Below are 26,987 nucleotides of genomic sequence, written 5' to 3'. Positions count from 1 at the left end.
CTTCTGGGTGGTTTGGGACTGATCAGGGTGTGGCACGGCGGTGAGCGTACCGGGCGTACCGGCTTCCGGGCGAAGTGAGGGCTCGGGGCTGCTCTGGTTCCCGGGGTCGGGGGTGATCGTTGTCACGGGTGGTTCCTGGTGGCTCGGTACTGAAACGACGCTGGCTCGGTACTGGCCCGACGGAGGTCAGGGCTTGAAGGTGACCGGGAGTCTCGCGGGGGCGGCCCCGGTCGGGGGGACCTGAAGGGTCTTCAGGGCGAACTCCATGACCTGCTTGTAGATGGGTCCGCAGATCTGGCCGCCGAAGTAGCTGCCCTCGGTGGCGTTCTGGATGGCGCAGTAGACGGTGACGCGGGGTTTGTCGGAGGGGGCGAACCCGGCGAACGACGAGGTGTAGCCCCGGTACTTGCCGGTGTCCGGATCCACTCGGTTGGCCGTGCCGGTCTTGCCCGCCACGCGGTAGCCGGGGATGCGGGCCTTGGTGCCGGTGCCCTCCTCGTCGTCGACGACGGACTCCAGCATCTGCGAGAGGGTCTTCGCGGTCTTCTCGCTGATCACACGGCTCTTCTCGGGCTCCGGGGACGGTGCGAAGCGTCCGTCGGCGTCCTTGGTGCCGCGTACGAGCGTGGGTTCGACGCGGACTCCGCCGTTGGCGATGGTCGAGTACACGGAGGCCGCCTGGAGCGCGTTGATGGAGACGCCCTGGCCGAAAGGGATCGTGTACTGCTGCGACGTCGACCACTGGCCGGGCGGCGCCAGGATGCCCTTGGTCTCGCCGGGGAAGCCGAGGCCGGTGTAGCCGCCCAGGCCGAACTTGCGCAGGTAGGAGTAGAGCACCTTGTTGGCCTCGGCCTGGGTCTTGCCCAGCTCGCCGGTGGCCATGATGGTGCCGATGTTGCTGGACTTGGCGAGCACGCCGTTGAGCGTGAGGTACCAGGTCGGGTGGTCGATGTCGTCCTTGAAGAGCCGGTCGCCGCGCTTGAGGCGGTTGGGGACGGTGATGTGGGTGCCCGGCGTGGCGGCCTCCTCCTCCAGTACCGCCGCCATCGACATCACCTTGGCGGTGGAGCCGGGTTCGAAGGCGTCCTGGAGGGCGGCGTTGCCCAGCGCGTCCGGGTCGGCGTGGGCGAGGTCGCCCGGGTCGAAGCCCGGCGAGTTGGCCATGGCGAGGATCTCGCCGGTGGCGGTGTCCTGGACGATGACGTAGCCGCCGTCCGCCTTGGACTTCTCCACCTGCTCGCTGATGGCGTCCTGCGCGGCCCACTGGATGTCGCGGTCGATGGTCAGCTCGACGTCGCTGCCGGGCACGGCCGGTGTCTCGGTGGAGCCGGCGGTGGGGACCTGGCGGCCGCCCGACTGCGCGTAGCGGATCTTGCCGTCCTCGCCCGCCAGCGTCTTGTCCAGCTGCCGCTCCAGGCCGCCGCCGCCCTTGCCGTCGGCGCCGACCCAGCCCAGGACGCCGGCGGCCAGGTCGCCGCCCGGGTAGACGCGCTTGCTGCTGGGGTCGGCGAAGACGCCCGCGAGGGCGTTGACCACGGACTTGTCCGTCTCCGCCTTCGTGGTGAGCGCGGACTTCAGGTCCTTGATCTGGTTCCAGACCTGCGGGGTCTGCCGCCGGGCGAGGCGGACGTAGCGCAGTTCCTTGTTCTCGGGGCGCAGCCGCTCGGCCAGGTCCTCCTGCTCCTGGCCGAGGATGGGCGCGAGGAGCGCAGCCGCCTGCTCGGGCCCGTCGCCGACCTTCAGCTGCTCGCGGGTGAACATCGTGGGGTCGGCGGTGATGTCGTAGGAGTCCACGGTGGTCGCGAGGGCGACGCCGTTGCGGTCGGTGATGCCGCCGCGCTCGGCGGGCAGGGTGTGGACCACGTAGCGGTTCTGCTCGGCCTTGGCGGAGTAGGTGCCGGCGTCGACGGCCTGCACCTGGAGGAGCCGTACGACGAAGGCGGCCAGTACGAGGGTCAGCGCGAGGCCGATCATCCTGAGCCGCGGGCGGGGGCTGCCCAGCCGGATGGTGCGGGGCGCGGCGGGCCGGGGCGGGCCGGGGCGGCGGGCGGGCCGGGCGCCGGGGCCGGGCTGCCGCCGTCCGCCGGGACGGACGGGCCTCGCGGGTCCGGGCACACGGCGGCGCGGCGGTTCCCTGTCGGACACTTCCGTCACCTGCCGGGAGTCGGGGTCGGAGTCGGGCTCGGGGTGGAGGTCGCCGCTGCGGTGGGGGTGGTGGGCGGGGCGGAGGGGGCCGGGGGCGGCTGGGTGCCGACGGGCGACGGGGTGGCGGTGAGCACGCCGTCGGGCGCCGTGGTCAGCGCCTCGGGGGCGAGCACCAGCGGGGTGGTCCCGGTCGGCGCGGCGCTGGGCGAGCCCTTGACGGTGCCGTCGGGGCCGAGGAAGGCGGGGTCGCCGCCGGGGACCATGCCCAGTTCGCGGGCGCGGCGCTGGAGGGCCCGGGGGGCGGAGTAGGCGTCGATGTCCCGCTGGAGCGCCTGCTCCTCGTCGGTGAGGCTCTTGGTCTCCTGTTTGAGGTCGTCCAGCTGGAAGGACCCCTCGCTCAGGGCGGAGTTCAGCACCAGAAGCCCGATGAGGCCGCCGCCGAGCAGGACGACGACGAGGAGGACGAAGGGCGCCCGGGCCGCCTGGCCGCGGCCGCCGCCGGGCGGGAGGAGCCGGGCCAGCCGGGCCGCCCGTCCTTTCAGTTCGGGTTTCCTGCTCACTGGCCCTCCCCCTCGGCCCGGGTGGACCGTCCGCCCCCGTGCCTGGCCTGCCTCGCTCGCTTCACCCGATGGACTCCCTGATGCGCTCGGCGCCGCGCAGCCGCGCCGGAGCCGCCCGCCGGTTCTCGGCGATCTCCTCCTCGGTGGGAAGTTCGGCACCGCGCGTGAGCAGCTTGAGCCGGGGCGCGTAGCGTTCGGGGACCACCGGCAGTCCGGGCGGCGCGGTGTTGGCGGCACCGGCCGCGAAGACCTGCTTGACCAGCCGGTCCTCCAGGGACTGGTAGGAGAGCACCGCGATCCGCCCGCCGACGGCGATCGCCTCGACGGCGGCCGGGATCGCCCGCTCCAGGACGGACAGCTCGCCGTTGACCTCGATGCGCAGGGCCTGGAAGGTGCGCTTGGCCGGGTTGCCGCCGGTGCGTTTGGCGGCCTGCGGGAGTGCCGCGCGGATCAGTTCCACGAGCCGGGCGCTGTTGGTGAACGGCTCCTTCTCGCGCTCGCGCACGACCGCGGACACGATCCGCTTGGCCTGCTTCTCCTCGCCGTACGCCCGCAGGATGCGGACGAGTTCGCCGGGCGGGTAGGTGTTGAGGACCTCGGCGGCGCTCATGCCGGACGTCTGGTCCATGCGCATGTCGAGCGGGGCGTCCTGGGCGTAGGCGAAGCCGCGGTCCGCCTCGTCGAGTTGCATGGAGGAGACGCCGAGGTCGAACAGGACGCCCTGGACGCGGGGGACGCCGAGCCGGTCGAGTACGTCGGGCAGCTCGTCGTAGACGGCGTGCACGAGGGTGGCGCGGTCGCCGTACGGGGCGAGCCGCTCGCCGGACAGGCGCAGGGCCTCCTTGTCCCGGTCGAGCGCGACGAGCCGGGCCTCGGGGAAGCGTTCGAGCAACGCCTCGCTGTGCCCGCCGAGTCCCAGTGTGCAGTCGACGACCACGGCCCCCGGCTCCTTCAGGGCGGGCGCCAGCAGGTCCAGACACCGCTGGAGCATCACCGGGACGTGTCGACTCTGGCTCAAGTGGGGCGGCCTCTCAGGTCCGGCGCGGCGTCACGCACCGCCGGGTCCCCTCCCGCTCGCTCGTGAAGGGGAGCCCGGCCGGCGCCGGAGGCGTCGGCCGGCCGGGAGCGGGAGGAGGCCGAGCCGTACGTACGCGCCGCGCACGTGGGGAGAACTGGCGGGGCGTCGCCCAGGTCTCCGGGGAATTCAGTCCAGCAGGGAGAGCCTCGCCTCCCGCTTCGCGTCACTTTAGTCCACCGTGTCGCCCGGTCAATCAACCGGCCTGCGCGTCGCGGACGCCGCCGGAGCGCGTGAATCGGCGCGGGCCGGTACTTCACTCGCACGGACGCACCCGTACGGGCCTGTGGAGTGGCTCACAACAAGCCTCGTTGACGTTCTTTGTCCCTCTTCACAGCGGGCCCGGCCCATCGGTGACCAGTAACGTCATGGTTATGACGACTTCTGCATCGGTTCCCGCAGGCTCCGCCACCGACCGGCTCGTCGAGGCGAACGCGCGCTACGCCGCCGAGTTCTCCGACGCCGAACTCGCGGGCCGCCCCGCACTCCACACCGCCGTCGTGGCCTGCATGGACGCGCGCCTGGACGTGACCGCCGCGCTCGGCCTGCGCAACGGCGACTGCCACGTCATCCGCAACGCCGGCGGCGCCGTCACCGACGACGTGATCCGTTCCCTCGCCATCAGCCAGCGGGCCCTCGGCACCACCGCCGTGGTCCTCGTGCACCACACCGCGTGCGGCATGGAGACCCTCACCGAGGACTTCCGGCACGAGCTGGAGCTGGAGGTCGGCCAGCGTCCCGTCTGGGCGGTCGAGTCCTTCCAGGACGTCGACCAGGACGTGCGCCAGTCGATCGAACGGGTGCGCACCTCGCCGTTCCTGCCGCACACCGACGACGTACGTGGTTTCGTCTACGACGTGAAGACGGGACTGCTGCGCGAGGTCACCCCCGCCTGATCCAAGCCCCGCAAAGGCCGCAAGGCATGACATAACGCGGCCAGTTGTCCACAGGCGAGTGACACGAATCGGTAACGGCAGCAAGAATGCGGGAAGTGGTGTCGCGCGGAACTTTTTCCGCGCGGTGTCCGTGATTCGGGGTGGGCCGGTCCGCGCGGTGCGGGACCGGCCCGGCAATGGGGTACCCCCGCTTCCCGGGAAGCGCGGGGAAAGGCCGAGGAGGGCCGGGTGACGACCTTTGACGATCAGGCGAGCCATGGAGGCAGCCCCGACCGGGCGTATGCGCGGGTGGGGGACGATCTGACCGCTGTCGTCGAGCGGGTGCGTGGATCGGTCGAGGACGTGATCGAGGGCAAGCCCGAGGTCGTGCGGCTCTCACTGACCGTGCTGCTCGCCGAGGGGCACCTGCTGATCGAGGACGTCCCGGGAGTCGGCAAGACCATGCTGGCCAAGGCGCTGGCGCGGTCCATCGACTGCTCCGTGCGCCGGATCCAGTTCACGCCGGACCTGCTGCCCTCCGACATCACCGGAGTCTCCATCTGGGACCAGCAGCGGCGGGACTTCGAGTTCAAGCCCGGCGCGATCTTCGCCCAGGTGGTGATCGGCGACGAGATCAACCGCGCCTCGCCGAAGACGCAGTCCGCGCTCCTGGAGTCGATGGAGGAGCGCCAGGTCACCATCGACGGCCAGACCTACGAGCTGCCCAGCCCCTTCATGGTGGTGGCCACGCAGAACCCGGTCGAGATGGAGGGCACCTACCCGCTGCCCGAGGCCCAGCGCGACCGCTTCATGGCCCGCGTCTCCATCGGCTATCCCAGCCCGGAGGCCGAGCTGGAGATGCTCGACGTGCACGGCGGGGTGAACCCGCTGGACGACCTCCAGCCGGTGGCGCACGCCGACGAGATCCTCAAGCTGATCGAGGCCGTCCGCGGCGTCCACGTCGCGGAGCCGGTCCGCAGGTACGCCGTGGACCTCGTCGCGGCCACCCGGAACCACCCCGATCTCAGACTCGGCGCCTCGCCGCGCGCCACGCTGCATCTGCTGCGCGCGGCGAAGGCGTCCGCCGCCCTGAGCGGCCGGGAGTACGCGCTGCCGGACGACGTGCAGGCCCTCGCGGTCGCGGTCCTGGCCCACCGCCTGCTGCCGACCGCCCAGGCCCAGCTCAACCGCCGCAGCGCCGAGCAGGTCGTCCAGGAGATCCTCCAGCGCACCCCGGTACCCGCGGCGCCCCAGCAGCAGACCGGGTTCGGCATGAGCCGCGGCGCACCGGCGTACCCCCAGCAGCCGCCGCGGAGGCTCTGATGGACGCCGGGGGGACGGACCGGTCGCACGACGACCGGGGCGAGAGCGGCGGGATCCGCACCGCCCTGACCGGTCTGACCACCCGCGGCCGCTCCTTCCTGGCCGCCGGAATCGCCGCCGCGGTCTGCGCCTACGTCCTCGGGCAGAGCGACCTGCTGCGGGTCGGACTGCTGCTGGGTGTGCTGCCCCTGGTCTGCGCGACCGTGCTGTACCGCACGCGCTACCGGGTGGCGGGCAGCCGCCGGCTCTCCCCCGAGCGGGTGCCCGCGGGCAGCGAGGCCCGGGTGCACCTGCGCGTCGACAACGTCTCGCGGATGCCCACGGGGCTGCTGATGCTCCAGGACCGGGTGCCCTACGTGCTGGGCCCCCGGCCCCGCTTCGTGCTCGACCGGGTGGAGCCGGGCGGTCGCCGCGAGGTGTCCTACCGGGTCCGCTCCGACCTGCGCGGCCGCTATCCGCTGGGCCCGCTGCAACTACGGCTGACCGACCCGTTCGGACTGTGCGAGCTGACCCGGTCCTTCTCCACCCACGACACCCTGACCGTGATCCCGCGCGTGGAGGCGCTGCCGCCGGTGCGGCTCAGCGGCGAGGCGAAGGGGTACGGCGAGGGACGGCAGCGCTCGCTGGCCCTGGCGGGCGACGACGACGTGATCCCGCGCGGGTACCGCCACGGCGACGACCTGCGCCGCGTGCACTGGCGCTCCACCGCGCGCTACGGCGAGCTGATGGTGCGCCGCGAGGAGCAGCCGCAGCGCGCCCGCTGCACGGTGCTCCTTGACACCCGGGGCCTGGCCTACGAGGGCGCGGGCCCCGACTCGCCCTTCGAGTGGGCGGTGTCGGGCGCGGCCTCCGTGCTGGTGCACATGCTGGAGCGGGGCTTCTCCGTCCGGCTGCTCACCGACACCGGCAACTCGGTGCCGGGCGAGGGCGCCGACGGCTTCGCGGGCGCGAGCCAGGGCACGGCCGACGCGGCCGGGCTGATGATGGACACCCTCGCGGTGATCGACCACTCCGACGGCACCAGCCTCTCCCCCGCCTACGACCTGCTGCGCGGCGGGAACGAGGGGCTGCTGGTGGCGTTCTTCGGCGACCTCGACGAGGAGCAGGCCACGGTGGCCGCCAGGATGCGGCAGCGCAGCGGCGGCGCGGTCGCCTTCGTCCTGGACAGCGGGGCCTGGGCGCGGGAACCGGCCGACGTGCCCGGTCCGTTGGACAGGAGCGAGGAGCGGCTGCGGATGCTGCGCGAGGCGGGCTGGACCGCCGTGGGCGTTCCGTACGGCGCCACCCTGGAGGAGCGGTGGCGCCTGGCGGACCGGGAACGCACCGCCGTCGCGGCGGGGACCGGCGGGGAGGGGACGCGATGAGCGGGGGTGCGCGGCTGGCGGTGTGCGCGTGGGCGGCCACCCTGATGGCGGCCTGCGCGCTGCTGCCGCTGGTCGAACCGGCGACCTGGATCCTGCAGGCCGCGGTCCTGCTGGCCGTGCAGGCCGTGGTGGGTGCGGTGGCGCGGCGGGTGCCGCTGGCGCGCCCGCTGACCATCGCCGTGCAGGCCCTGGTCACGCTGCTGCTCCTGACCCTGGTCTTCGCCCGGCAGCAGGCGTTCGCGGGGCTGGTCCCCGGCCCGCAGGCCATCCAGCGCTTCGGCGACCTGCTGCGACAGGGCGGCGACGACATCGCCCGGTACGCCATCCCGGCGCCGCTGGAGTCCGACGGCATCCGGCTGATGCTGGTCGGCGGTGTCCTGGTGATCGGTCTGCTGGTGGACACCCTCGCGGTGACCTTCCGCAGCGCCGCGCCGGCCGGCCTGCCGCTGCTCGCGCTGTACTCGGTGGCCGCGGGACTGTCCGAGGGCGGCGCCGACTGGCTGTGGTTCCTGGTGGCGGCGGTCGGCTATCTGACGTTGCTGCTGGCGGAGGGCCGGGACCGGCTCTCGCAGTGGGGCCGGGTCTTCGGCGGTGCGGCGCGCGCTCCGGGCGCCGGGCAGGGCGGCGCGGTCGCCCCGGTCCGCACCGGGCGGCGGATCGGCGCCTTCGCGCTGGGCGTCGCCCTGGTGGTGCCGCTCGCCCTGCCCGCGATGAACGGCGGGCTGCTGGACACCGCCGGAACGGGCGTCGGCTCCGGGACCGGGGGCGGCGGCACGATCTCGGCGGTGAACCCGCTGGTCTCCCTGCGGGACAGTCTCAACGTGGACGAGAACCGGCAGGTCCTCTCCGTCCAGACGGACTCGAACGACCTGTCGGACCTGTACCTGCGCATCGTGTCCCTGGACGACTTCGACGGCACCACCTGGAAGCCGTCCAAACGGCAGATCACCGCCGTTCCGAACGGCTCGTTCCCCACCCCCGTCGGCCTGGGCCCCGACGTCCAGCGCAACGAGACCCGGACCTTCATCTCGGCCGCCGACTGGTACGCGCAGGACTGGCTGCCGATGCCGTACCCGCCCACCGGCGTGCGCGTCGCGGGGAACTGGCGGTACGAACCGGTCGGCATGACCCTGGTCGGCGACCACGGCCAGAACACCCGCGGGCTGAAGTACGAGGTGCGGAGCCTGAACGTGCAGCCGACGGCGGAGCAGCTCGCCGCCGCTCCTTCGCCGTCGACCGCGCTGAAGCGCGAGTACACGCAGTTGCCGGACTCGCTGCCCGACCTGGTCTCCAGGACCGCCCGCGAGGTCACCGCCGGCGCGGCGAACCCCTACGAGCAGGCGGTCAAGCTCCAGGAGTACTTCGCGGTCAACGGCGGTTTCGAGTACGACACCGAGGTCAGCGTCGGCAGTGGCTCGGAGGGGATCGCCCGGTTCCTGAGGGACAAGGAGGGCTTCTGCGTCCACTTCTCCTTCGCCATGGCGGCGATGGCCCGGTCCCTGGGCATTCCGGCCAGGGTCGCGGTGGGCTTCGCGCCGGGCTCCCCGCAGGCCGACGGTTCGGTGTCGGTGGGGCTGCGCGACGCGCACGCCTGGCCCGAGGTGTACTTCGAGGGCGTGGGCTGGACCCGCTTCGAGCCGACGCCGACGCGTGGCTCGACCCCGGCGTACACCGTGCCGGACGCGCCGGGCAGTTCGGTGCCGGACCCGGCTCTTCCGTCGCAGGACAGCGAGACGGAGCCGTCGGCGGCGCCGTCGACGAGCGAGAGCTGCTCGGCGCAGGACAAGAAGCTGGACGCCTGCGACACCGGCTCCGCGCTGCCCGTGCCCGTCTCGGACGGCGGCGGACCGAAGTGGTACGAGGCGCCGGCCTGGGCGCTCGCGGGTCTCCTGGTGCTGCTGGTCCCGCTGTCGCCGATGCTGTGGCGGCTGCGCACCCGGGCCAGGCGGCTGGGGGCGCACGGCCGCGCCGAGGCGGACGCGGGCCCGCACACCCTGGCGGTCTGGCAGGAGCTGGCCGATACGGCGTGGGACCACGGGATCCCGCCGGAGGAGTCGCAGACGCCACGCAAGGCGGCGGCCCGGATCGTCCGGCTGGGCCGGCTCGATCCGGCGGCCGCGGCGGCGGTGCACCGGGTCGCGGACGCGGTGGAGCAGGTTCTCTACGCGCCGCGACCGCGCCTGACGGCGGGGCTCGCCGAGGACGTCCGGCTCGCGACGGCCGGTCTGCGGGCGGCGGTCGGCCGCGGCACGCGGCTGCGCGCACGGATCGCCCCGCGTTCGACCGTACGGGTGGCCTGGGCGCTCTCGGACCGGTGGACGGCTCTGAAGCGGCGTGCCGCGGCGGCGCGGCCGACCCTGCGGAAGACGACCGGACAGCAGGGCTGAAGCAGAACGCCGGGGCGGCGCGGGCCGTGCGGGGAGACCCGCCGGCCGCGCGCAGGCACGCGTGAGGGGGTGACCACCCGGTCGGTGGTCACCCCCTCACGCGGATGTCCTGGTGAGCGGTTGCCCGGGCGCGCTACTGGCCGCCCTGCTGCTCATCCCTGCGGCGCTGCCAGCGCTCGTCGATGCGGTCCATCATCGAGCGTTTCTGGCGTTGCCGACGGCCCGCGGTCTGTGGTCCGGCACCGGCAGCCGGCTGCTCGCCCGGCTTGGGTGCCTTGCGCCAGCCGGTCACGGCGAGCACCGCGCAACCCAGCATGACGAGGAAGCCCACCACGCTGAGCCACACCTGCTGGGCGACCATACCGGCCATGAGGAGCGCAATACCTACGAGGAAGCCCGCGACCGCCTGGTAGACCCGTCGCCGGGTGTACGTACGCAGCCCGCTTCCCTCGAGCGCTGTCGCGAACTTGGGATCTTCGGCGTACAGCGCTCGCTCCATTTGCTCGAGCATGCGCTGCTCGTGCTCCGAGAGCGGCACGGAGTCCTCCTCATCGTGCAGTCGCCGGGGCGACCCGGGGGGGTCCCTTCAGGATAGGCAGGGAATCGCCCCCGTGAAACCCGCCCCTCTGCGCCAATTGGCCAACCGGACTCCGTCATGGCCGTGCCGGCTCGCTGAAGTTCCCATTCCCCAGCGGCCGACCCGTCATGCCGGGCCGTCTCCCTCGATCATACGGCGAGTGGCCGCCGTTCGGGGGGCCTGTGGCGTACTCCATGTGCAGTCGCGCCCCTGATCAGCGGCGTACCCCACTGGGTCGCTCAGGCCTCGTCGGTCCCTGCGGTCTCACCGAGCACATGAAGCTGCGTGGCCACAGAATGGAAGGAGGCGAGTTCGGCCGCCGCGGCCTCCAGCTTCAGCAGGGCGTCCATGGCGCCGGGCTCGGTGTCCACCAGCACGCCGGGAACGAGGTCGGCGAAGACCCGTACGCCGTGGACGGCGCCGATCCGCAGCCCGGCGGCCTCGACCAGTGCGGTGAGCTGTTCGGCGGTGAACCGGCGCGGCACGGGGTCACCCGTGCCCCAGCGGCCGTTCGGGTCGTCGAGGGCCTGCCGGGCCTCCGTGAAGTGCCCGGCGAGGGCGCGCGCGAGCACGGCGCCGCCCAGGCCCGCGGCGAGCAGGCTGAGGACGCCCTCGGCGCGCAGGGCGGCGACCACGTTGCGCACACCCTCGGCGGGGTCGTCGACGTACTCCAGGACGCCGTGGCACAGCACCACGTCGTAGCCGCCGCGCTCGACCACGTCGAAGAGGCCGTGGGCGTCCCCCTGGACGCCTCGCACGCGGTCGGCGACGTCGGCCTCGGCGGCGCGGCGCTCCAGGGCGAAGAGGGCGTTGGGGCTCGGGTCGACGACGGTGACGCGGTGGCCGAGGCGGGCCACCGGCACCGCGAAGTTGCCGCTGCCGCCGCCGGTGTCGAGGACGTCGAGCGCTTGGCGGCCCGTGGCCTTCACCCGGCGGTCCAGGGCGTCCTGGAGGACGTCCCAGACCACGGCGGTGCGCAGGGCCGCCCGGGAGCGCGAGGGCTCGGAGCGCGGCGATGCGGGGTTCGGGCTCGGGTCCGGCACGGCAGTCGACTCCTCGGCGCGGCACCGCCTCGGAATCGGGCGGAGCGAACGGGCTGCCGCCCCCGCCCGGCGTGGGAAGGGGGAGGCTTCAGGCGCCTCCCACCCTATTGCCTCCGCCGTGCCCACAAGGTGGCGCCCGGCGCCCCGCGCCGCTCATCCCGTGTCCGGCAGGTCGGGATCCGGCTGGTCGGTGTCGGGGCGGGGCTGGGGCAGGACCGGCTGGAGGACCAGCATCCGCTCCACGAGGCGCAGGAACATCGCCACGTCGCGTATCAGGTCGTCGGCGTCCCGGCGGCCCGCCGCACCCTGGATGCCCGCCTCGGCCCTGGCCCGGCGCCGGGCGCCCGCGGCGAACAGGGCGCTCCAGTCGGACAGCTCGGGCGCGATCTCGGGGAGCACCTCCCAGGCGCTGCGGATGCGGGCGCGGCCCCGCGGGCTGGTCTCCGGGCGGCCCCGCGCGGCGAGGACCGCGGCCGCGGTGCGCAGGGCGGCGAGGTGGGCCGTCGCATAACGCTCGTTCGGCGTCGCGAGGGTGGTGGCCTCCTCCAGGCCGGCGCGGGCCTGGGCGAGCAGGTCGAGGGCGGCGGGCGGGGCGGTCGCCCGGCGGAGCACCGGGTGCACGTCGCTCGCCGGGCCGGTCAGTGAGGGTGCAGGGCCGGCTGCGCGGCGCCGCCGGGAGGCGGCTGCGGACGAGTGGGCCATGACGATCCTCCTGTCGTCTCCTGGACGGCACGTCCTGGCAGGAGGTGCCGTATGTGCCCATCGTGAGGTATGGCACTGACAATCCGTTCTGACCTGGCCTTTTGATTCGAGCGACAGTTCGGATGGACCGGTGGGCGGGCCCTGCGGTGACGGCGGCGCGAGCGGTGCTGGGAGAATCCGGACCATGGAAAGCAGCAGCACCGCCGCGCCGGGCAGCAGCCGTCGCGAGGCCACCCGGCAGAAGCTGTACGAGGCCGCCGTCACCCTCATCGCCGAGCAGGGTTTCTCCGCCACCACCGTGGACGAGATCGCCGAGCGGGCCGGCGTCGCGAAGGGCACGGTCTACTACAACTTCGCCAGCAAGGCCGTCCTCTTCGAGGAGCTGCTGCGGCACGGTGTCGGGCTGCTCACCGCCTCGTTGCGGGAGGCGGCGGAGCGGACGGCGCGGGAGGGCCGCGGCCGGGTCGACGCCCTGGACGCGATGATCCGCGCGGGGCTCGTGTTCATCGACCGCTACCCGGCCTTCACCCAGCTGTACGTGGCCGAGCTGTGGCGCACCAACCGGGCCTGGCAGTCGACTCTGCTGGTGGTCCGGCAGGAGGCCGTGGCGGTGGTGGAGGGCGTGCTGCGCGAGGGCGTGGCGAGCGGGGAGTTCAGCGACGGCATCGACGTGCCGCTGACCGCCGCGGCGCTGGTGGGCATGGTGCTGGTGGCCGCGCTGGACTGGCAGTCGTTCCAGCCGGAGCGCTCCCTGGACGACGTGCACGCCGCGCTGTCGCGGCTGCTCCAGGGGCGGGTGAGCGGCCGCCCCTGAGCCGCCCTGCCGCTCCGCCGGCCCGCACACGAAGAACGCCGGTCCGTGGTGGCCGCGTCCCCCGCGGGCCGCCGTCGGACCGGCGCCTTCTCCTTGCTCCCCCTACGTCCCCCCGTCCGGAACCCCCGTGGCCGGTCGTTCCCCCGGGTTCCCCCGTGCCTCGCTCCCGCCGACCGCGGCCGGCGAGAGGAGCGGATCGCGGGCCCGGCTCCGTTCCGGCACCCCGTGTCGCCGGTACCGGAGCCGCGCCCCTCTCCGTGCCTCCACTCTCTCGTTCCCGCAGGTCGGGGCCCATCCGCGCGCATACTCATCTACGCGGCTAGGTACGGATACTCAGTCCTGCGCACCCCGGCTCACGGCAGCACCCTGCCCACTGGTCACCCGAGCGTCCGTCGCGGTACTCGGACGAGGCGGGAGCAGGCCGGAGGAGGACCGTCGGTGGCGGCGGATAAAGTCCCTGGCATGGCACGGATTGCGGTGATCGGCGCCGGGATGGGCGCGATGGCGGCCGCCGCCCGGCTGGCCGTCGCGGGCCACCGGGTGGTGGTGTACGAGCGGACGGGGACGTACGGCGGAGCCCTCGGCCGCTTCGAGCGGGACGGGTTCTCCTTCGACACCGGCCCCGGTCTGCTGCCGCTGCCCGCGGTCTGGCGCGATCTGTTCGTCAAGACCGGCAAGGAGCCGCTGGAGGACCGTGTCGAGCTGGTCCAGGTCGACCCGTCGTCACGGCACGTGTTCGCGGACGGCACTGAGGTCGCGCTGCCGAACGCCTCCCGGGCGGGCGTCGTCGACGCCCTGGACGCGGCTCTCGGTCCGGCGGCCGGGCGGCGCTGGAGCGACTTCCTCGTGCGGGCCCGCGAGGCCTGGGACCGGACGCGCCGCCCGCTCCTGGAGGAGCCCCTGTGGCCGAACTGGGAGGTGCTGGCCGAACGCGACCCCTACCCGTCGGTCCCGCACAAGCGGCTGCTGCGCACCCGCCGCGCCGGCACGCTCGCCGAGGTGGGCGCCTGGGAGCTGCGGGACGCCCGGCTCGCCGCCCTCCTGAGCAGCCACGCGCTGGCGTACGGCCTGGATCCCCGGACCGTCCCGGCGAACGCCGCCGTGCTGCCGTACATGGAGTACGCGTTCGGGATGTGGTACGTGCGCGGTGGCGGCCTGCGGGAGCTGGCGCGCGCCGTGTACGAGCGGTGTCTGGCCCGCCGGGTCGAGTTCCGCTTCGGCACCGAGGTCACCGGGGTGATCGAGAAGGACGGCCGGGTGGCGGGCGTGGAGCTGGCCGAAGGGGGCCTGGCGGAGGCCGAGTTCGTGGTCGCCGGGGTGGCGCCGGACGTGCTGGACCGGGTGTGCGGGGGGCCGGCGGTGCGGGGTGCGGGCGAAGTCCCGCCTCAGCGCGGCGGGGCGAGCCGGCTGACGGTGCATCTGGCGTTGCGGGGTGGGCGCGCGGAGGGCACGGCGCACCGGACGGTGGTGCACGCGCCGGACGGGGACGCCGAGTTGGACGCGCTGTTCGGCGCGGAGCCGCGCATGCCCGCGCGTGCGACCGTCACCGTCCTGCGGCCCGACGACCCGGCGCTGGTGCCGGACGCGGACCACGAGGCGGTCACCCTCAGTTCGGTGGTGCCCGCGGGCGAGGGAGTGGACGCCGAGGACGGGGCCGAACGCCTCGTCGATGCCGCCGAGCGGGCGATACCCGGCCTCCGCGACCGTCTCCTGTGGCGCGAGGTGCGCACCCCGGCCGATGTCGCCGCGGCCACCGGCGTGGCGGACGGGGCGGTTCCGGCGCCGACGCTGGCGGCGGCCGGCGGACGGCTGCTGCACGCCGCGAACAGCACGCGCGTGGCGGGTCTGTTCACGGTCGGCGGCTGGTCGCACCCCGGCGGGGGCCTCCCGCACGCGGGCATGTCGGGCGCGCTGGTCGCCGGACTCGTGGTGGAGGGACCGGAGTTCCGCGGCTCCCAGTGAGCGACCGGTGAGCGACCGGGGACGGTCACCGGGCGCCGGGCGCCGGATACGCCGTCAGAAGCGGTACTGCTCGTCGTATCCCTGCCCCTGCCCCTGCCCCTGCCCCTGCCCTTGGCCCTGACCCTGAGTCTGGCCGTTGTCCTGGTAGGGGTACTGCTGCTCCGGCGGGAGTTCGCCGCCGTAGGGGTCGTCGGTGCTGCGCTGCTGCGGCACCCACACCCCGCCGGCCGGGGTCTCGCCGCCGTAGCCACCGTGCGCGCCGGTGGCGTACTGGTCCTGCCCGTAGCCCTGCTGGCCGTACTGCTGCGTCCCGGTGGTGTCGTAGCCGCCGGTGTCGTAGGACGCCCCGCCGTAGGCGTGGGTGCCGATGTACGGGTCGGAGTAGGCGGCGTACTGCTGCTGGGCTCCGGTGTCGTAGCCGTACCCCTGCTGCCCGTAGCCCGAGTAGTCGTAGGCGTAGGCCTGGTCTGCGCCCGGCGCGGCGGCGGGTGCCTGCTGGTCGTGGCCGTAGCCGGAGTCGGCGTAGACGCCGTAGGAGCCGGTGTCGTCCGGCATCGGCTGCGGCTCGTAGACGGCGGTGGTCTCGGCGGCCGTGGGGTCGGCGGGCCGGGCCGGGGTGAAGACGTCGTCACGGTCGTAGTCGTCGTGACCGTAGGACAGGCCGTCCTGGGACGGGGCGTGGCCCGCGTGGTCGTCGTAGCCGTCCCGGTGGCCCTGGTCGGCGTCGGCCGGTTCCAGACCGGAGACCTCCAGCGTCGGCTCCTGGCGGCCGCGTTCGGGACGGCCGCGCTTGCCGACGAGGCTCGCGGGGGCGTTGACCGCCCAGCCGGCCTCGAAGCCGCGGCGGAACGACAGCGTGACGTAGGTCTGGCCGACCGCGAAGGCGGCGGCGCCCACCCCGATGACGAGCACGTTGGACATCAGTACGCCGGCGACCACGCCGACGAAGCCGCCGAAGGCGAGCAGCCGCCACCGCAGCCGCGCCTTGTACTGCAGCAGCACCTCACCGAGCAACCACAGCGCGACCACGCCGAACGCGATGTAGAGGACCGTCCAGCCCATGTACGCCCCTCTCCCAGTGGCCGTTACGCAGTGTGTCGTAAATATGTGCGGCCGGTCTAGGCCCGCGGTGGGTGGTGCAGGCCCAGGTTCTCGTAGATCTCCAGCGTCGCCGTGGAGTTGTTCAGCGTGATGAAGTGCAGTCCGGGGACGCCCTCGGCCAGCAGCCGCGCGCAGAACTCCGTGGCGAACTCGATGCCAATGGAGCGTACAGCCGCCGGATCGTCCTTGGCTGTGAGGATCCGCTCTTTCAGCTCCGGCGGGAACGAGGCGTTGCTGAGCTTCGGCAACCTCTCCAGCATCTTCACACTGGTCACCGGCATGACCTCGGGGATGACCGGGGTCTCGCATCCTGCCGCGGCGACCCGGTCGCGCAGCCTCAGGTAGGACTCGGCCTGGAAGAACATCTGCGTGATCGCGTAGTCGGCGCCGGCCCGGCACTTGTCCACGAAGTGCCTGACGTCCGCGTCCCAGTCGGCGGAGCGCGGATGCATCTCCGGGAAGGCCGCGACGCCGACGCAGAAGTCGCCCGACTCCTTGATGAGCCGGACCAGTTCGGCCGCGTAGGTCAGACCCTTCGGGTGCGCGATCCAGTCGGCCGTCGGATCGCCGGGCGGGTCGCCGCGCACGGCCAGCATGTTGCGGATCCCGGCGTCGGCGTACTGGCCGATGATGTTGCGCAGCTCGGCCACGGAGTGGTCGACGGCGGTGAGGTGGGCCACGGGGGTCAGCGTGGTGTCGGCGACGATCTGCTGGGTCTCCCGGACCGTACCCGCGCGGGTGGAACCGCCGGCGCCGTAGGTCACGGAGACGAAGTCCGGGGCCACCGCCTCCACGCGGCGCAGCGCGCTCCACAGGTTCTTCTCGCCCTTGGGCGTCTTCGGCGCCGAGAACTCGAAGGAGTACGTCGTCTTGCCGGTGGCGAGGATGTCACGCACCGTGCGGGCGCGGTCAGTCCTCGTGCTTGCGGTTCCGAGGGCCATACGGGCAGGTTAGCCAGGGGGCGGCGGCCACCCAACCGGATGCGGGATATTTGTCCGCATTGTCTATTTGTTGTCCACCCCTTGGACACATGCCCCCGGCATCCGCCTACGGCTGCCGCAGGCGCTTCGCGAACTCGGCCGCGGCCGCGCCCGGATCCTCGGCGGCGGTGATCGCGCGGACGACGACGACCCGCCGGGCGCCCGCCTCCAGCACCTCGTCGAGGTTGCCGAGGTCGATGCCGCCGATGGCGAACCAGGGGCGGTCGGTGCCCAGCGACGCGGTGTGGCGGACCAGGTCGAGGCCGGGGGCATGGCGGCCGGGCTTGGTGGGGGTGGGCCAGCACGGGCCGGTGCAGAAGTAGTCCACGCCGTCCTGGACGGCCGCCGCGGAGGCCTCGGACCCGGCGTGCGTGGAGCGCCCGATGAGGACGTCGTCGCCGAGGATCGCGCGGGCGGCGGGCACCGGGAGGTCGCCCTGGCCGAGGTGCAGCACGTCGGCGCGGGCGGCGTGCGCGACGTCCGCGCGGTCGTTGACCGCGAGGAGCTTGCCGTGCCGGGCGCAGGCGTCGGCCAGGACCGCCAGGTGCTCCAGCTCCTCGGCGGCCTCCATGCCCTTGTCGCGCAGCTGCACGATGTCGACGCCGCCGGCCAGTACGGCGTCCAGGAACTCGGGCAGGTCGCCCTGGCTCCGGCGGGCGTCCGTGCACAGGTAGAGCCGGGCGTCGGCGAGGCGGGCGCGGGCGGTGGTCGGAGCGGTGTCGGGCATGCGGGTGTCCCCCCGGGTCGGTGGTTGGCGTGGGCGGCGCGGACCGCACGGCCCTGCGGCGTACGGACCGCGGACCGTGACGGCCGCGCGGCCCGTACGCCGGGCGGTGGGTCGGGTCAGACGGCGAGCGCCTGGGCGCGGCGCTTCACCTCCGTGCCGCGATTCTCACTCAGCGCCTGGGCCGGGGTGCCCGGCAGGGTGGGGTCGGGGGTGAAGAGCCACTCCAGCATCTCCTCCGGCGTGAAGCCGTCGTCCCGCAGCAGCGTCAGGGTCCCGGCCAGGCCCTTGACGACCTTGTCCTCGTCGATGAAGGCCGCCGGAATGTGCAGCGCGCGGTTCTCACCCCGGCGTACGGCGATGAGCTGGCCTTCCTTGATCAGCTGGCGTACGCGGGTCACCTCGACGCCGAGCATCTCGGCGATGTCGGGAACGGTGAGCCAGGCAGGCACGAGAGCATCGGTCTTTGCGTCAATCTCGGTCACGTCTCCAGCCTGCCATCTGGCACTGACAGGAGGAAGCCGGACCCGTCCGGACCGGTGCTACGCCGTGGCCCCCTTGAGCGGCCTCGCCGGGTCGGCCAGCAGCACCGGGTCCATCGTCGTGCCCGCCTGGATCAGCCGCTTTCCCTGCGCCAGGTCGCGGGGGCGGCCCACCGCGAGCAGGGCCACCAGCCGGTTCTCGCGCAGCCAGCAGACCGTCCAGGCCGGGCCCGTGCGGTCCCCGCGCCACAGGACGGTGTCGGCGGCCGTGTGGTGTCCGGCGTACTGGACGAAGCGGCCGAACTGCTCGGACCAGAAGTACGGCACCGGGTCGTACGCCGCCGGGGTCTCGCCCGCGGGGGCGCCGACGATGTCGGCGGCGACGGTGCGCGGGCCCTGGAGGGCGTTGTCCCAGTGGTGCACCAGCAGCCGCTCGCCGTAGCGGGCGGAGGGGAAGGAGGCGCAGTCGCCAACCGCGTGCACGTCCGGCGCCGAGGTGCGCAGGAGGTCGTCGGCCAGGACCTCGCCGTGCCCGCCGAGGGCGATCCCGGAGCCGGCGAGCCACGCGGTGGAGGGGCGGGCGCCGATGCCGACGACGACCGCGTCGGCGGGCAGCCGGGTGCCGTCGTCGAGGACGACCCGGAGGGGCTCCCCCGACTCGCCGGGCTCGACCCGCTCCACGCGCGCGTGCGTGCGCAGTGCGGCGCCCGCTTCGGCGTACCAGGCGGTCATCGGCGCGGCCACCTCGGCGGGCAGCGCGTCGGCGAGCGGCCGGCCGGCGGCCTCCACCACGGTCACCGCGCAGCCGGCCTCGCGCGCGGCGGTGGCGAACTCGGCGCCGATCCAGCCGGCGCCGACGACGATGCCGTGGCGGCCGGCGAGCACGGGGCGCAGCCGTTCGGCGTCGTCCAGGGTGCGCAGCAGGTGCACGCCCGGCACGCCGTCGGTGCCGGGGAGCCGGACCGGTTCGGCGCCGGTCGCGAGGACGAGGGCGTCGTACGGCACGGGGCCCTCGGAGGTGTCGAGGAGGTGCTCGCCGGGGCGGACACCCAGGGCCTCGCAGCCGAGCCGCAGGGTAATGCCGAGTGCCTCGAAGTCGACGTCGAAGGCGGAGCCCTCGGCCGTGCCGAGCAGGACGGCCTTGGACAGCGGAGGCCGGTCGTAGGGCTGGTGGGGCTCGGCGCCGATCAGTGTCAGGGTGCCGGTGAAGCCCTGTTCCCGCAGGGCGACGGCGGTCTGCACGCCCGCCATGCCGGCGCCCACCACGACCACGCGGCGCGCGTCGTCCGCCGCCGGTTCCGGTCCCCGCTCCCGCGTCTGCTCGCTCACCTGATCACCTTAGCCACCTGACAATTTGTCAGTCAGCGCTCGTGCACCGTGACCTGCTCCACAACGCTCGTGCCGCGGCCGGGGCGCGACTCCCACTCCCAGCTCTCCTCCAGGCGCACCCGGCCGTCCGGCAGTTCCAGCACGGTCGACACGCAGTGCCCCGACGCCGTGCTGCCGTCGGTCCTGAGCTGCACGTACCGGAAGTCGAGCCGGTCCCCCGCGCGGGTACCCACCAGGTGGCCGCGGACGACGTCGCCGCCCGCGTAGTCGGCCCAGACGGCGTCGTCCCGCTCGTGGTACGTGAACCGGGTGCGGGTGCCCACCTGGCCGGGCGCCTGGTCGGTGACGGGGGCGAGGACGAGACCATCGAGCGAACGGGGCACGGGCGGAGGCTCCCTTACGAGTGCGAGGCGCTGCGGGCTAGGCTGGCCAACGTAAAGCACTCGCGGGAGCCCGGACGCACCGGGCTGAGAGGGAGGCTGGCGGCCTCCGACCGTACGAACCTGATCCGGGTCATGCCGGCGAAGGGAGGGGCTGGACGCCCATGCCGTCCTCATCACACAGCTCGCCACACAGCTCGTCACACACCGTGTCGTCGCACACCACGTCGTCACCCACCGTGTCCCGTACGCCCGACGTCCTCGTGGTGGGCGGTGGCGTCATCGGTCTGGTCACCGCCTGGCGGGCAGCCCAGCGCGGGCTCGCCACGGCCGTCGTCGACCCCGAGCCCGGCGGCGGGGCGGCGCAGGTGGCGGCCGGGATGCTGGCCGCCGTCACGGAGCTGCACCACGGCGAGCAGACGCTGCTCTCGCTGAATCTCTCCTCGGCCCGCCGCTACCCGGAGTTCGCCGCCGAGCTGACCGATGTCACCGGCCACGACCTGGGGTACCGCCGCTGCGGCACCCTCGCCGTCGCGCTGGACGCCGACGACCGGTCCCACCTGCGCGAAGTACACGCGCTTCAGCAGCGCTCCGGCCTGGAGTCCGAGTGGCTGTCGGGGCGTGAGTGCCGGCGCCTGGAGCCGATGCTCGCGCCGGGCGTGCGCGGGGGCCTGCGGGTGGACGGCGACCACCAGATCGACCCCCGGCGCCTCACCCACGCGCTCGTGGCCGCCTGTGAGCGGGCGGGGGTGGTCTTCCACCGGGTGTGGGCCGACCGGCTCACCGTCGGACGCGGGGAGCGGGCCACGGGGGTCGCCACCGCCGACGGAACCGCGCTGGAGGCCGGGCAGGTGGTGCTGGCCGGGGGCAGCCTGAGCGGGCGCCTCGCGGGCGTGCCGGACGCCGTGCTGCCGCCGGTGCGGCCGGTGAAGGGGCAGGTGCTGCGGCTGACCATGCCGCGGACGCACGGGCCACTGCTGAACCGCACCGTGCGCGCCGTGGTGCGCGGCAACCACGTCTACCTGGTGCCCCGGGAGAGCGGCGAGCTGGTCGTCGGCGCCACCAGCGAGGAGCTGGGCTGGGACACCACGGTGACCGCGGGCGGCGTGTACGAGCTGCTGCGCGACGCCCACGAGCTGGTCCCCGGCATCACCGAGCTGCCCCTGACGGAGACCCGCGCGGGCCTGCGCCCCACCTCCCCCGACAACGCCCCGCTGCTCGGGCCGACCGGCCTCGACGGGCTGCTGCTGGCCACCGGCCACCACCGCAACGGCGTCCTGCTCACCCCCGTCACCGGCGACGCCATGGCGCACGCCCTGACCACCGGGGAGCTGCCGGACGAGGCCCGCCCCTTCACCCCCCGGCGCTTCGACGCCGCCCCCGCACTCTCGGAGCAGTCCGCATGAACATCTCCGTCAACGGCGAGCCGCGCGAGGTGGCTCCCGGTACGGCCCTGGACGCCCTGGTGGGCACGCTCACCACCGCGCCGTCCGGAGTGGCCGCCGCCCTGAACGAGACCGTGGTCCCGCGCGCGCGGTGGTCCGCCACCGCCCTGGCCGACGGCGACCGCGTCGAGGTCCTCACCGCTGTGCAAGGAGGCTGAACCATGGCCGACGACCCCTTTGTCCTCGACGGCACGTCGTACGCGTCCCGTCTGATCATGGGTACCGGCGGGGCGCCCAGCCTGGACGTGCTGGAGCGCGTGCTGGTGGCCTCCGGGACGGAGCTGACCACGGTCGCGATGCGGCGCGTGAACGCGTCGGTGCACGGGTCCGTGCTGTCGGTGCTGGAGAAGCTCGGCATCCGCGTGCTGCCCAACACGGCCGGCTGCTTCACCGCCGGGGAGGCGGTGCTCACCGCCCGGCTCGCGCGCGAGGCGCTGGGCACGGACCTGGTCAAGCTGGAGGTCATCGCCGACGAGCGCACGCTGCTGCCGGACCCGATCGAGCTGCTGGAGGCCGCGGAGACCCTGGTCGACGACGGGTTCACGGTGCTGCCGTACACGAACGACGACCCCGTTCTCGCGAAGAAGCTGGAGGACGTGGGGTGTGCGGCGATCATGCCGCTCGGTTCGCCGATCGGGTCGGGGCTCGGGATCCGCAACCCGCACAACTTCGAGCTGATCGTGGAGCGCGCGGGGGTGCCGGTGATCCTGGACGCGGGGGCCGGTACGGCGTCGGACGTGGCGCTGGCGATGGAGCTGGGGTGTGCGGGTGTGATGCTGGCCTCGGCGGTCACGCGGGCGCAGGAGCCGGTGCTGATGGCTTCCGCGATGCGTGCGGGGGTCGAGGCCGGGCGGTTGGCGCGGCTTGCGGGACGGATCCCGCGGCGGCACTTCGCCGAGGCGTCGTCTCCTGCGGAGGGCTTGGCCGACCTTGATCCGGAGCGGCCCGCTTTTCAGTGAGCCTGCGTTGCTCCGAGGGTCTTCTCCCACCCGCGCACCACGCGTTTCCAGTCGGACAAGAGGCTGGGCTCTCCCGTGGGGGTGACTCGCCGTCGGCGGCTCACCGTGCGTGGGCGGGGGATCGCCCGGTACGTGTCACGTGCGTCACAGGTGCGCTGCAGTACCGCCCCGGTGGCGGGCGGCGAGCGCGGGGTGTCGGTCGTGGCTCGTACACTCGCCTGCGTGGACACGACCCTTCAGGACCCTCTCGTCGGGCAGGTGCTCGACGGCCGGTACCGCGTCGAGGCGCGGATCGCGGTCGGCGGGATGGCCACGGTCTACCGGGCCGTGGACACCCGCCTGGACCGCGTGCTCGCGCTGAAGGTGATGCACCCGGCGCTCGCGACCGACGCCGGCTTCGTCGAGCGGTTCATCCGCGAGGCCAAGTCGGTGGCCCGCCTCGACCACCCCAATGTCGTCCAGGTCTTCGACCAGGGGGCCGACGGGGCGTACGTCTACCTGGCCATGGAGTACATCCCGGGCTGCACCGTGCGTGACGTGCTGCGCGAGCGCGGTGCGCTCCGGCCGCGGGCCGCCCTCGACATCCTGGAGCCGGTGCTGGCCGCGCTCGGCGCCGCGCACCGGGCGGGTTTCGTGCACCGGGACATGAAGCCGGAGAACGTGCTGATCGGGGACGACGGCCGGGTCAAGGTCGCCGACTTCGGCCTGGTCCGCTCGGTGGACACCGTCACCAGCACCACCGGCGCCGTCCTCGGCACCGTCTCCTACCTGGCGCCCGAGCAGGTCGAGCACGGCGCCGCCGACCCCAGGGTCGACGTGTACGCGTGCGGCGTGGTGCTCTACGAGATGCTGACCGGCGGCAAGCCGCACGAGGGGGACTCGGCCGCGGTGGTGCTCTACAAGCACCTCCACGAGGACGTGCCGCCGCCCTCCTCCGCGGTGCCGGGGATGGCGTACGAGCTGGACGAGCTGGTCGCCGCCGCCACCGCGCGCAACCCGGAGATCCGGCCGTACGACGCCGTCGCGCTGCTCGCGCGGGCCCGTGAGGCGCGCGCGGCGCTGACCGCCGAGCAGCTGGACGCGGTGCCGCCGCAGGCGCTCGGCACGGAGCACGACAACGCCGAGGACCGCACGAGTGTCATCCCGCGCTCGCTCACCGTGCCCCGGCCGCTGCCGGTCGACGAGGACGCGTACGGCGCCGGAGACGACGGCGTGCAGCACACCAGCCGGCTGGCGTCTCCCCCGCCGGACCCGCCCCGGCGCCGCCGGCCGGGGGTGCGGCGCGGCCCGCTGACGATCGTGCTGGCCGTGCTGCTGGTGCTCGGCCTGGGCACCGGCGTCTGGTACATCAATTCCGGCCAGTTCACCAAGGTGCCGCCGCTGCTCTCGAAGACCGAGGCGGAGGCCCGCGACCGGCTGGAGGACACCGGGCTGGACGTCGGCACGGTGCGGCACGCGCACAGCGACACCGTGGACCGCGGCCGGATCATCAGCACCGACCCCGGCGTGGGCTCCCGGATCCGCAAGAACGACTCCGTGTCCTTCACGGTCTCCGACGGCCCCGACACCGTGAAGCTGCCGGACCTGGAGGGCTACCGGCTGGACCGGGCCCGCACCCTGCTGAAGGACGAGGGGCTGGAGCCGGGCATGGTGACCCGCGCGTTCAGCGACGAGGTGCCCAAGGGCTTCGTGATCTCCACCAAGCCCGCCTCGGGCACCACGGTGCGCGGCGGCTCGGCGGTCGCGCTCGTGGTCAGCAAGGGCAGCCCGGTGGACGTCCCGGACGTCTCCGGCGTCGGCCTGGAGGACGCGCGGAGCCGGCTGACGGAGGCCGGCCTCAAGGTGAAGGTCGACGAGACGCGGGTGAACTCCGAGTACGACAGCGGCCAGGTCGCCCGGCAGACCCCGGAGCCGGGCAGCCGCGCCGCCGAGGGCGACACCGTGACGCTCACGGTGTCCAAGGGCCCCCGGCAGATCGAGGTCCCGGACGTGGTCGGCGACAGCGTGGACGACGCCAAGCGGAAGCTGACGGACGCGGGCTTCCAGGTGGACGAGGACCGGGGGCTGCTCGGGCTGTTCGGCGACACGGTGAAGAAGCAGTCCGTGGACGCCGGGGACACGGCTGCCGAGGGCTCCACCGTCACGATCACCATCCGATGACCGGGGGCAGGGGCGGGACGCCCGCACTCCCCCGCAACCCGGTCGGCGGCCACGTCCCGGTGGCCGGCGGGCTGCACTCCGTGGGGCTGTCCTACGCCCGTGAGCTGAAGGCGGAGACCGTGCAGGTCTTCGTCGCCAACCCGCGCGGCTGGGCCACGCCGGCCGGCAACCCGAAGCAGGACGAGGCCTTCCGGGAGACCTGCGCGGCCGAGTCGATCCCGGCGTACGTGCACGCCCCGTACCTGATCAACTTCGGCTCGCACACCGAGGCGACGGCCCAGCGGTCGGTGGAGTCCATGCGGCACTCGCTGCGGCGCGGGCGGGCCATCGGGGCGCTGGGCGTGGTCGTGCACACCGGCAGCGCGACCGGCGGACGGGACAGGTCGGTGGCGCTCAAGCAGGTGCGGGAGTACCTGCTGCCGCTGCTCGACGAGCTGACCCACGACGACGACCCGTTCCTCCTGCTGGAGTCGACCGCCGGGCAGGGCGCCTCTCTGTGCTCGCGGACCTGGGACTTCGGCCCGTACTTCGAGGCGCTGGACTCGCATCCCAAGCTGGGCGTGTGCCTGGACACCTGCCACGTCTTCGCGGCGGGGCACGACCTGACCGGCCCGTCCGGCATGCACCAGACCCTGGACCTGCTGGTCGACACGGTCGGCGCGGGCCGGCTGAAGCTGATCCACGCCAACGACTCCAAGGACGTGGCGGGCGCCCACAAGGACCGGCACGAGAACATCGGCGCCGGGCACATCGGCGAGGACCCGTTCCGGGCGCTCATGACCCACCCCGCGACCGAGGGCGTGCCGCTGATCATCGAGACGCCGGGCGGCAAGCAGGGGCACGCGGCGGACGTGGAGCGGCTGAAGAAGCTGCGCGACGGCTGATCCGCGTCCGGCGGCGGGCTCAGAGCTCGGGGCCGTCCCCGGGTTCCTCCTGGTAGGAGTAGCGCTGCTCGCGCCACGGGTCGCCGATGTTGTGGTAGCCGCGCTCCTCCCAGAAGCCGCGCCGGTCGGCTGTCATGTACTCGATGCCGCGGACCCATTTGGGGCCCTTCCAGGCGTACAGGTGGGGGACGATCAGCCGCAGCGGAAAGCCGTGCTCGGCGGTGAGCAGTTCGCCGTCCTTGTGGGTGGCGAAGAGGGCACGCCCGTCGGCGAAGTCGGCCAGCCGGAGGTTGGAGCTGAAGCCGTACTCGGCCCAGACCATCACGTGGGTGACGGCCGGGGCGGGCGGCGCGAGCTCCAGGACCGTGGCGGCGGGCACCCCGCCCCACTCGGCGCCGAGCATGCTGAACTTCGTGACGCAGTGCAGGTCGGCGACGACCGTGGAGTACGGCAGGGCGGTGAACTCCTCATGGGTCCAGCCGCGCTTGTCACCGTCGGCGGTGGCGCCGAAGACCCGGAACTCCCAGCGCTCGGGGCGGAACTTGGGTACCGGTCCGTAGTGCGTGACCGGCCAGCCGCGCTGGAGGCGCTGTCCCGGCGGGAGCTCGAACGAGGTCGCCCCTTCCGAACCGTCTTCCCCCATTTCGTTTCCCACCGGCTGACCCATGTCTCCATCCTGACAGACCCGGACCGATGCCCTTGACCCACCCCACTTACATTCAGGCAAACAGGAAAAACATCAACAAAATCGACTAAGCCTGTACTTACTTACTAAGTCAACACTTACTGGACGATCTTCGATGCCGGTGCAATCATGCGGCGCAACAGGCCAGTTCCCGTTTTAAGGAGCGTCAAGCGATGCAGGGCGACCCCGAGGTCATCGAGTTCCTGAATGAGCAGCTGACCGCCGAGCTCACGGCGATCAACCAGTACTTCCTGCACGCGAAGCTGCAGGACCACAAGGGCTGGACCAAGCTCGCGAAGTACACGCGCGCGGAGTCCTTCGACGAGATGCGCCACGCGGAGGTGCTCACCGACCGCATCCTGCTCCTGGACGGCCTGCCGAACTACCAGCGGCTCTTCCACGTGCGGGTCGGTCAGAGCGTGACCGAGATGTTCCAGGCCGACCGGGAGATCGAGATCGAGGCGATCGACCGGCTGCGCCGCGGCATCGAGGTGATGCGGGCCAAGCACGACATCACGTCGGCCAACGTGTTCGAGGCGATCCTCGCCGACGAGGAGCACCACATCGACTACCTGGAGACCCAGCTCGACCTGATCGAGAAGCTGGGCGAGTCGCTGTACCTGTCGACGGTGATCGAGCAGTCCCAGCCCGACCCGTCCGGCCCCGGCTCGCTCTAGCCGGGCGGCCCAGGGCCGGCTAGGCGGCTTCCGGAAGCTCCGTGAGTGCCGGTTCGCCCCGGTCGGCCAGGCTCCGGCGGGGGCAGGCACCGCGGCCGAGCAACGCCTGGATGCGCCGTACGCAGCCGCCGCAGTCGGTGCCGGCCTTGCAGGCGGACGCGATCTGCCGGGGCGTGCACGCACCGGCGTCCGCGTGGCTCTTCACCTGTTCCTCGGTGACACCGAAGCAGCTGCAGACGAACACGCGGTTCACCTCCCGGGCGGGGTACAAGGTCGTGCCGTACCGACGACCGGAGGGCCCGACTGGTCGGTGAGGCAAACCTAACCTTACCCATGAGGCCGGGTCGGCAAAAG

The 26,987-nt window shown here is 73.3% G+C and carries 26 protein-coding genes and 1 riboswitch; of the genes, 12 read left to right on the top strand and 14 right to left on the bottom strand.

Annotated features, from left to right (window positions below; translation table 11 throughout):
- Positions 1-186: 186 nt before the first annotated feature.
- The 3 genes from ACFW01_RS25960 to rsmH all read right to left on the bottom strand — a co-directional run bounded on the left by ACFW01_RS25960 (position 187) and on the right by rsmH (position 3,723).
- A complete protein-coding gene (locus tag ACFW01_RS25960; protein WP_384507096.1) occupies positions 187-2,154 on the bottom strand; it encodes a peptidoglycan D,D-transpeptidase FtsI family protein in 1,968 nt (655 codons plus the stop codon).
- Positions 2,151-2,705, bottom strand: a complete 555-nt coding sequence (locus tag ACFW01_RS25955; RefSeq protein WP_384507093.1) for a septum formation initiator family protein — start codon at positions 2,703-2,705, stop codon at positions 2,151-2,153. Before ACFW01_RS25955 ends, ACFW01_RS25960 begins: the two co-directional genes overlap by 4 nt.
- Before the next feature lie 61 nt (positions 2,706-2,766).
- Positions 2,767-3,723 (bottom strand): 16S rRNA (cytosine(1402)-N(4))-methyltransferase RsmH, encoded by a 957-nt coding sequence (gene rsmH / locus ACFW01_RS25950; protein ID WP_361361537.1) that lies wholly within the window; start codon positions 3,721-3,723, stop codon positions 2,767-2,769.
- A gap of 431 nt (positions 3,724-4,154) precedes the next feature.
- Here rsmH and ACFW01_RS25945 point away from each other — a divergent pair, with 431 nt between their 5' ends.
- From ACFW01_RS25945 to ACFW01_RS25930, 4 genes are all read left to right on the top strand, one after another.
- Positions 4,155-4,676, top strand: a complete 522-nt coding sequence (locus tag ACFW01_RS25945; protein WP_125495246.1) for a carbonic anhydrase — start codon at positions 4,155-4,157, stop codon at positions 4,674-4,676.
- 228 nt (positions 4,677-4,904) lie between these two features.
- The gene (locus tag ACFW01_RS25940) at positions 4,905-5,978 is read left to right on the top strand and encodes an AAA family ATPase (protein WP_376299566.1); all 1,074 of its coding nucleotides are present in this window, start codon (positions 4,905-4,907) and stop codon (positions 5,976-5,978) included.
- Positions 5,978-7,342: a DUF58 domain-containing protein gene (locus tag ACFW01_RS25935; RefSeq protein ID WP_234953754.1), complete on the top strand. Its 1,365-nt coding sequence runs from the start codon at positions 5,978-5,980 to the stop codon at positions 7,340-7,342. The genes ACFW01_RS25940 and ACFW01_RS25935 overlap by 1 nt, the downstream gene beginning before the upstream one ends.
- Positions 7,339-9,729 carry a transglutaminaseTgpA domain-containing protein gene (locus tag ACFW01_RS25930; protein ID WP_384507087.1) on the top strand — a complete coding sequence of 797 codons (2,391 nt, stop codon included), beginning with the start codon at positions 7,339-7,341 and terminating at the stop codon, positions 9,727-9,729. Before ACFW01_RS25935 ends, ACFW01_RS25930 begins: the two co-directional genes overlap by 4 nt.
- Positions 9,730-9,862: 133 nt before the next feature.
- On the opposite strand, the gene ACFW01_RS25925 is transcribed toward ACFW01_RS25930, so the two are convergent.
- The 3 genes from ACFW01_RS25925 to ACFW01_RS25915 all read right to left on the bottom strand — a co-directional run bounded on the left by ACFW01_RS25925 (position 9,863) and on the right by ACFW01_RS25915 (position 12,051).
- On the bottom strand, positions 9,863-10,267 hold the full coding sequence (locus tag ACFW01_RS25925; protein WP_125495243.1) for a spore wall synthesis complex protein: 405 nt from the start codon (positions 10,265-10,267) through the stop codon (positions 9,863-9,865).
- Positions 10,268-10,545: 278 nt separating this feature from the next.
- Entirely contained in the window at positions 10,546-11,349 is an 804-nt protein-coding gene (locus tag ACFW01_RS25920) for a methyltransferase (RefSeq protein ID WP_234953758.1), read from the bottom strand.
- Between the two features lie 153 nt (positions 11,350-11,502).
- Positions 11,503-12,051 (bottom strand): SAV_6107 family HEPN domain-containing protein, encoded by a 549-nt coding sequence (locus ACFW01_RS25915; RefSeq protein WP_234953760.1) that lies wholly within the window; start codon positions 12,049-12,051, stop codon positions 11,503-11,505.
- A 184-nt stretch (positions 12,052-12,235) separates the two neighbouring features.
- On the opposite strand from ACFW01_RS25915, the gene ACFW01_RS25910 reads away from it, so the two are divergent.
- Both ACFW01_RS25910 and ACFW01_RS25905 read left to right on the top strand, forming a co-directional pair.
- Positions 12,236-12,865 (top strand): TetR/AcrR family transcriptional regulator, encoded by a 630-nt coding sequence (locus ACFW01_RS25910; RefSeq protein WP_122614947.1) that lies wholly within the window; start codon positions 12,236-12,238, stop codon positions 12,863-12,865.
- A gap of 462 nt (positions 12,866-13,327) precedes the next feature.
- On the top strand, positions 13,328-14,827 hold the full coding sequence (locus tag ACFW01_RS25905) for a phytoene desaturase family protein (RefSeq protein WP_384507081.1): 1,500 nt from the start codon (positions 13,328-13,330) through the stop codon (positions 14,825-14,827).
- A gap of 54 nt (positions 14,828-14,881) precedes the next feature.
- Here the strand turns inward: ACFW01_RS25905 and ACFW01_RS25900 are convergent, their stop codons facing one another.
- The 6 genes from ACFW01_RS25900 to ACFW01_RS25875 form a co-directional block, all read right to left on the bottom strand.
- The gene (locus ACFW01_RS25900) at positions 14,882-15,889 is read right to left on the bottom strand and encodes a hypothetical protein (RefSeq protein WP_384507079.1); all 1,008 of its coding nucleotides are present in this window, start codon (positions 15,887-15,889) and stop codon (positions 14,882-14,884) included.
- A gap of 56 nt (positions 15,890-15,945) precedes the next feature.
- Positions 15,946-16,869 (bottom strand): methylenetetrahydrofolate reductase [NAD(P)H], encoded by a 924-nt coding sequence (gene metF / locus ACFW01_RS25895; RefSeq protein WP_234953766.1) that lies wholly within the window; start codon positions 16,867-16,869, stop codon positions 15,946-15,948.
- Positions 16,870-16,975: 106 nt separating this feature from the next.
- A complete protein-coding gene (gene thiE / locus ACFW01_RS25890; protein ID WP_234953768.1) occupies positions 16,976-17,635 on the bottom strand; it encodes a thiamine phosphate synthase in 660 nt (219 codons plus the stop codon).
- A 116-nt stretch (positions 17,636-17,751) separates the two neighbouring features.
- The gene (locus ACFW01_RS25885) at positions 17,752-18,117 is read right to left on the bottom strand and encodes an Rv2175c family DNA-binding protein (RefSeq protein ID WP_234953770.1); all 366 of its coding nucleotides are present in this window, start codon (positions 18,115-18,117) and stop codon (positions 17,752-17,754) included.
- Between the two features lie 57 nt (positions 18,118-18,174).
- A complete protein-coding gene (locus tag ACFW01_RS25880; protein ID WP_384507131.1) occupies positions 18,175-19,386 on the bottom strand; it encodes an NAD(P)/FAD-dependent oxidoreductase in 1,212 nt (403 codons plus the stop codon).
- An 89-nt stretch (positions 19,387-19,475) separates the two neighbouring features.
- Positions 19,476-19,826, bottom strand: coding sequence for a hypothetical protein (locus tag ACFW01_RS25875; protein ID WP_384507074.1), 351 nt, complete (start codon positions 19,824-19,826; stop codon positions 19,476-19,478).
- A gap of 52 nt (positions 19,827-19,878) precedes the next feature.
- Positions 19,879-19,990: riboswitch (TPP riboswitch) on the top strand.
- Between ACFW01_RS25875 and thiO the strand changes: the two genes are divergently transcribed.
- The 5 genes from thiO to ACFW01_RS25850 all read left to right on the top strand — a co-directional run bounded on the left by thiO (position 19,988) and on the right by ACFW01_RS25850 (position 25,271).
- Entirely contained in the window at positions 19,988-21,229 is a 1,242-nt protein-coding gene (gene thiO, locus ACFW01_RS25870) for a glycine oxidase ThiO (protein ID WP_384507071.1), read from the top strand. Its footprint overlaps the riboswitch before it by 3 nt.
- Entirely contained in the window at positions 21,226-21,426 is a 201-nt protein-coding gene (thiS, locus tag ACFW01_RS25865) for a sulfur carrier protein ThiS (RefSeq protein ID WP_122614953.1), read from the top strand. Before thiO ends, thiS begins: the two co-directional genes overlap by 4 nt.
- A gap of 3 nt (positions 21,427-21,429) precedes the next feature.
- Complete coding sequence (locus tag ACFW01_RS25860) at positions 21,430-22,227, top strand: thiazole synthase (RefSeq protein WP_234953776.1); 798 nt, start codon at positions 21,430-21,432, stop codon at positions 22,225-22,227.
- A 222-nt stretch (positions 22,228-22,449) separates the two neighbouring features.
- On the top strand, positions 22,450-24,387 hold the full coding sequence (gene pknB / locus ACFW01_RS25855) for a Stk1 family PASTA domain-containing Ser/Thr kinase (protein WP_234953778.1): 1,938 nt from the start codon (positions 22,450-22,452) through the stop codon (positions 24,385-24,387).
- Positions 24,384-25,271 (top strand): deoxyribonuclease IV, encoded by an 888-nt coding sequence (locus tag ACFW01_RS25850; protein WP_384507066.1) that lies wholly within the window; start codon positions 24,384-24,386, stop codon positions 25,269-25,271. The genes pknB and ACFW01_RS25850 overlap by 4 nt, the downstream gene beginning before the upstream one ends.
- Before the next feature lie 19 nt (positions 25,272-25,290).
- Here ACFW01_RS25850 and ACFW01_RS25845 read toward each other — a convergent pair whose 3' ends face one another.
- A complete protein-coding gene (locus ACFW01_RS25845) occupies positions 25,291-25,938 on the bottom strand; it encodes a sulfite oxidase-like oxidoreductase (protein ID WP_384507063.1) in 648 nt (215 codons plus the stop codon).
- Between the two features lie 191 nt (positions 25,939-26,129).
- Between ACFW01_RS25845 and bfr the strand changes: the two genes are divergently transcribed.
- Complete coding sequence (bfr, locus tag ACFW01_RS25840; protein ID WP_122614957.1) at positions 26,130-26,633, top strand: bacterioferritin; 504 nt, start codon at positions 26,130-26,132, stop codon at positions 26,631-26,633.
- Between the two features lie 19 nt (positions 26,634-26,652).
- Here bfr and ACFW01_RS25835 read toward each other — a convergent pair whose 3' ends face one another.
- Positions 26,653-26,886: a bacterioferritin-associated ferredoxin gene (locus ACFW01_RS25835; RefSeq protein ID WP_384507128.1), complete on the bottom strand. Its 234-nt coding sequence runs from the start codon at positions 26,884-26,886 to the stop codon at positions 26,653-26,655.
- Between the last annotated feature and the right edge of the window lie 101 nt (positions 26,887-26,987).

It is taken from the genome of Streptomyces sp. NPDC058985 (assembly GCF_042740985.1).
Classification (GTDB): Bacteria; Actinomycetota; Actinomycetes; order Streptomycetales; family Streptomycetaceae; genus Streptomyces.
Note: the sequence above shows the minus strand (reverse complement) of the source record. Positions and strands in the feature narration are given on the sequence as shown.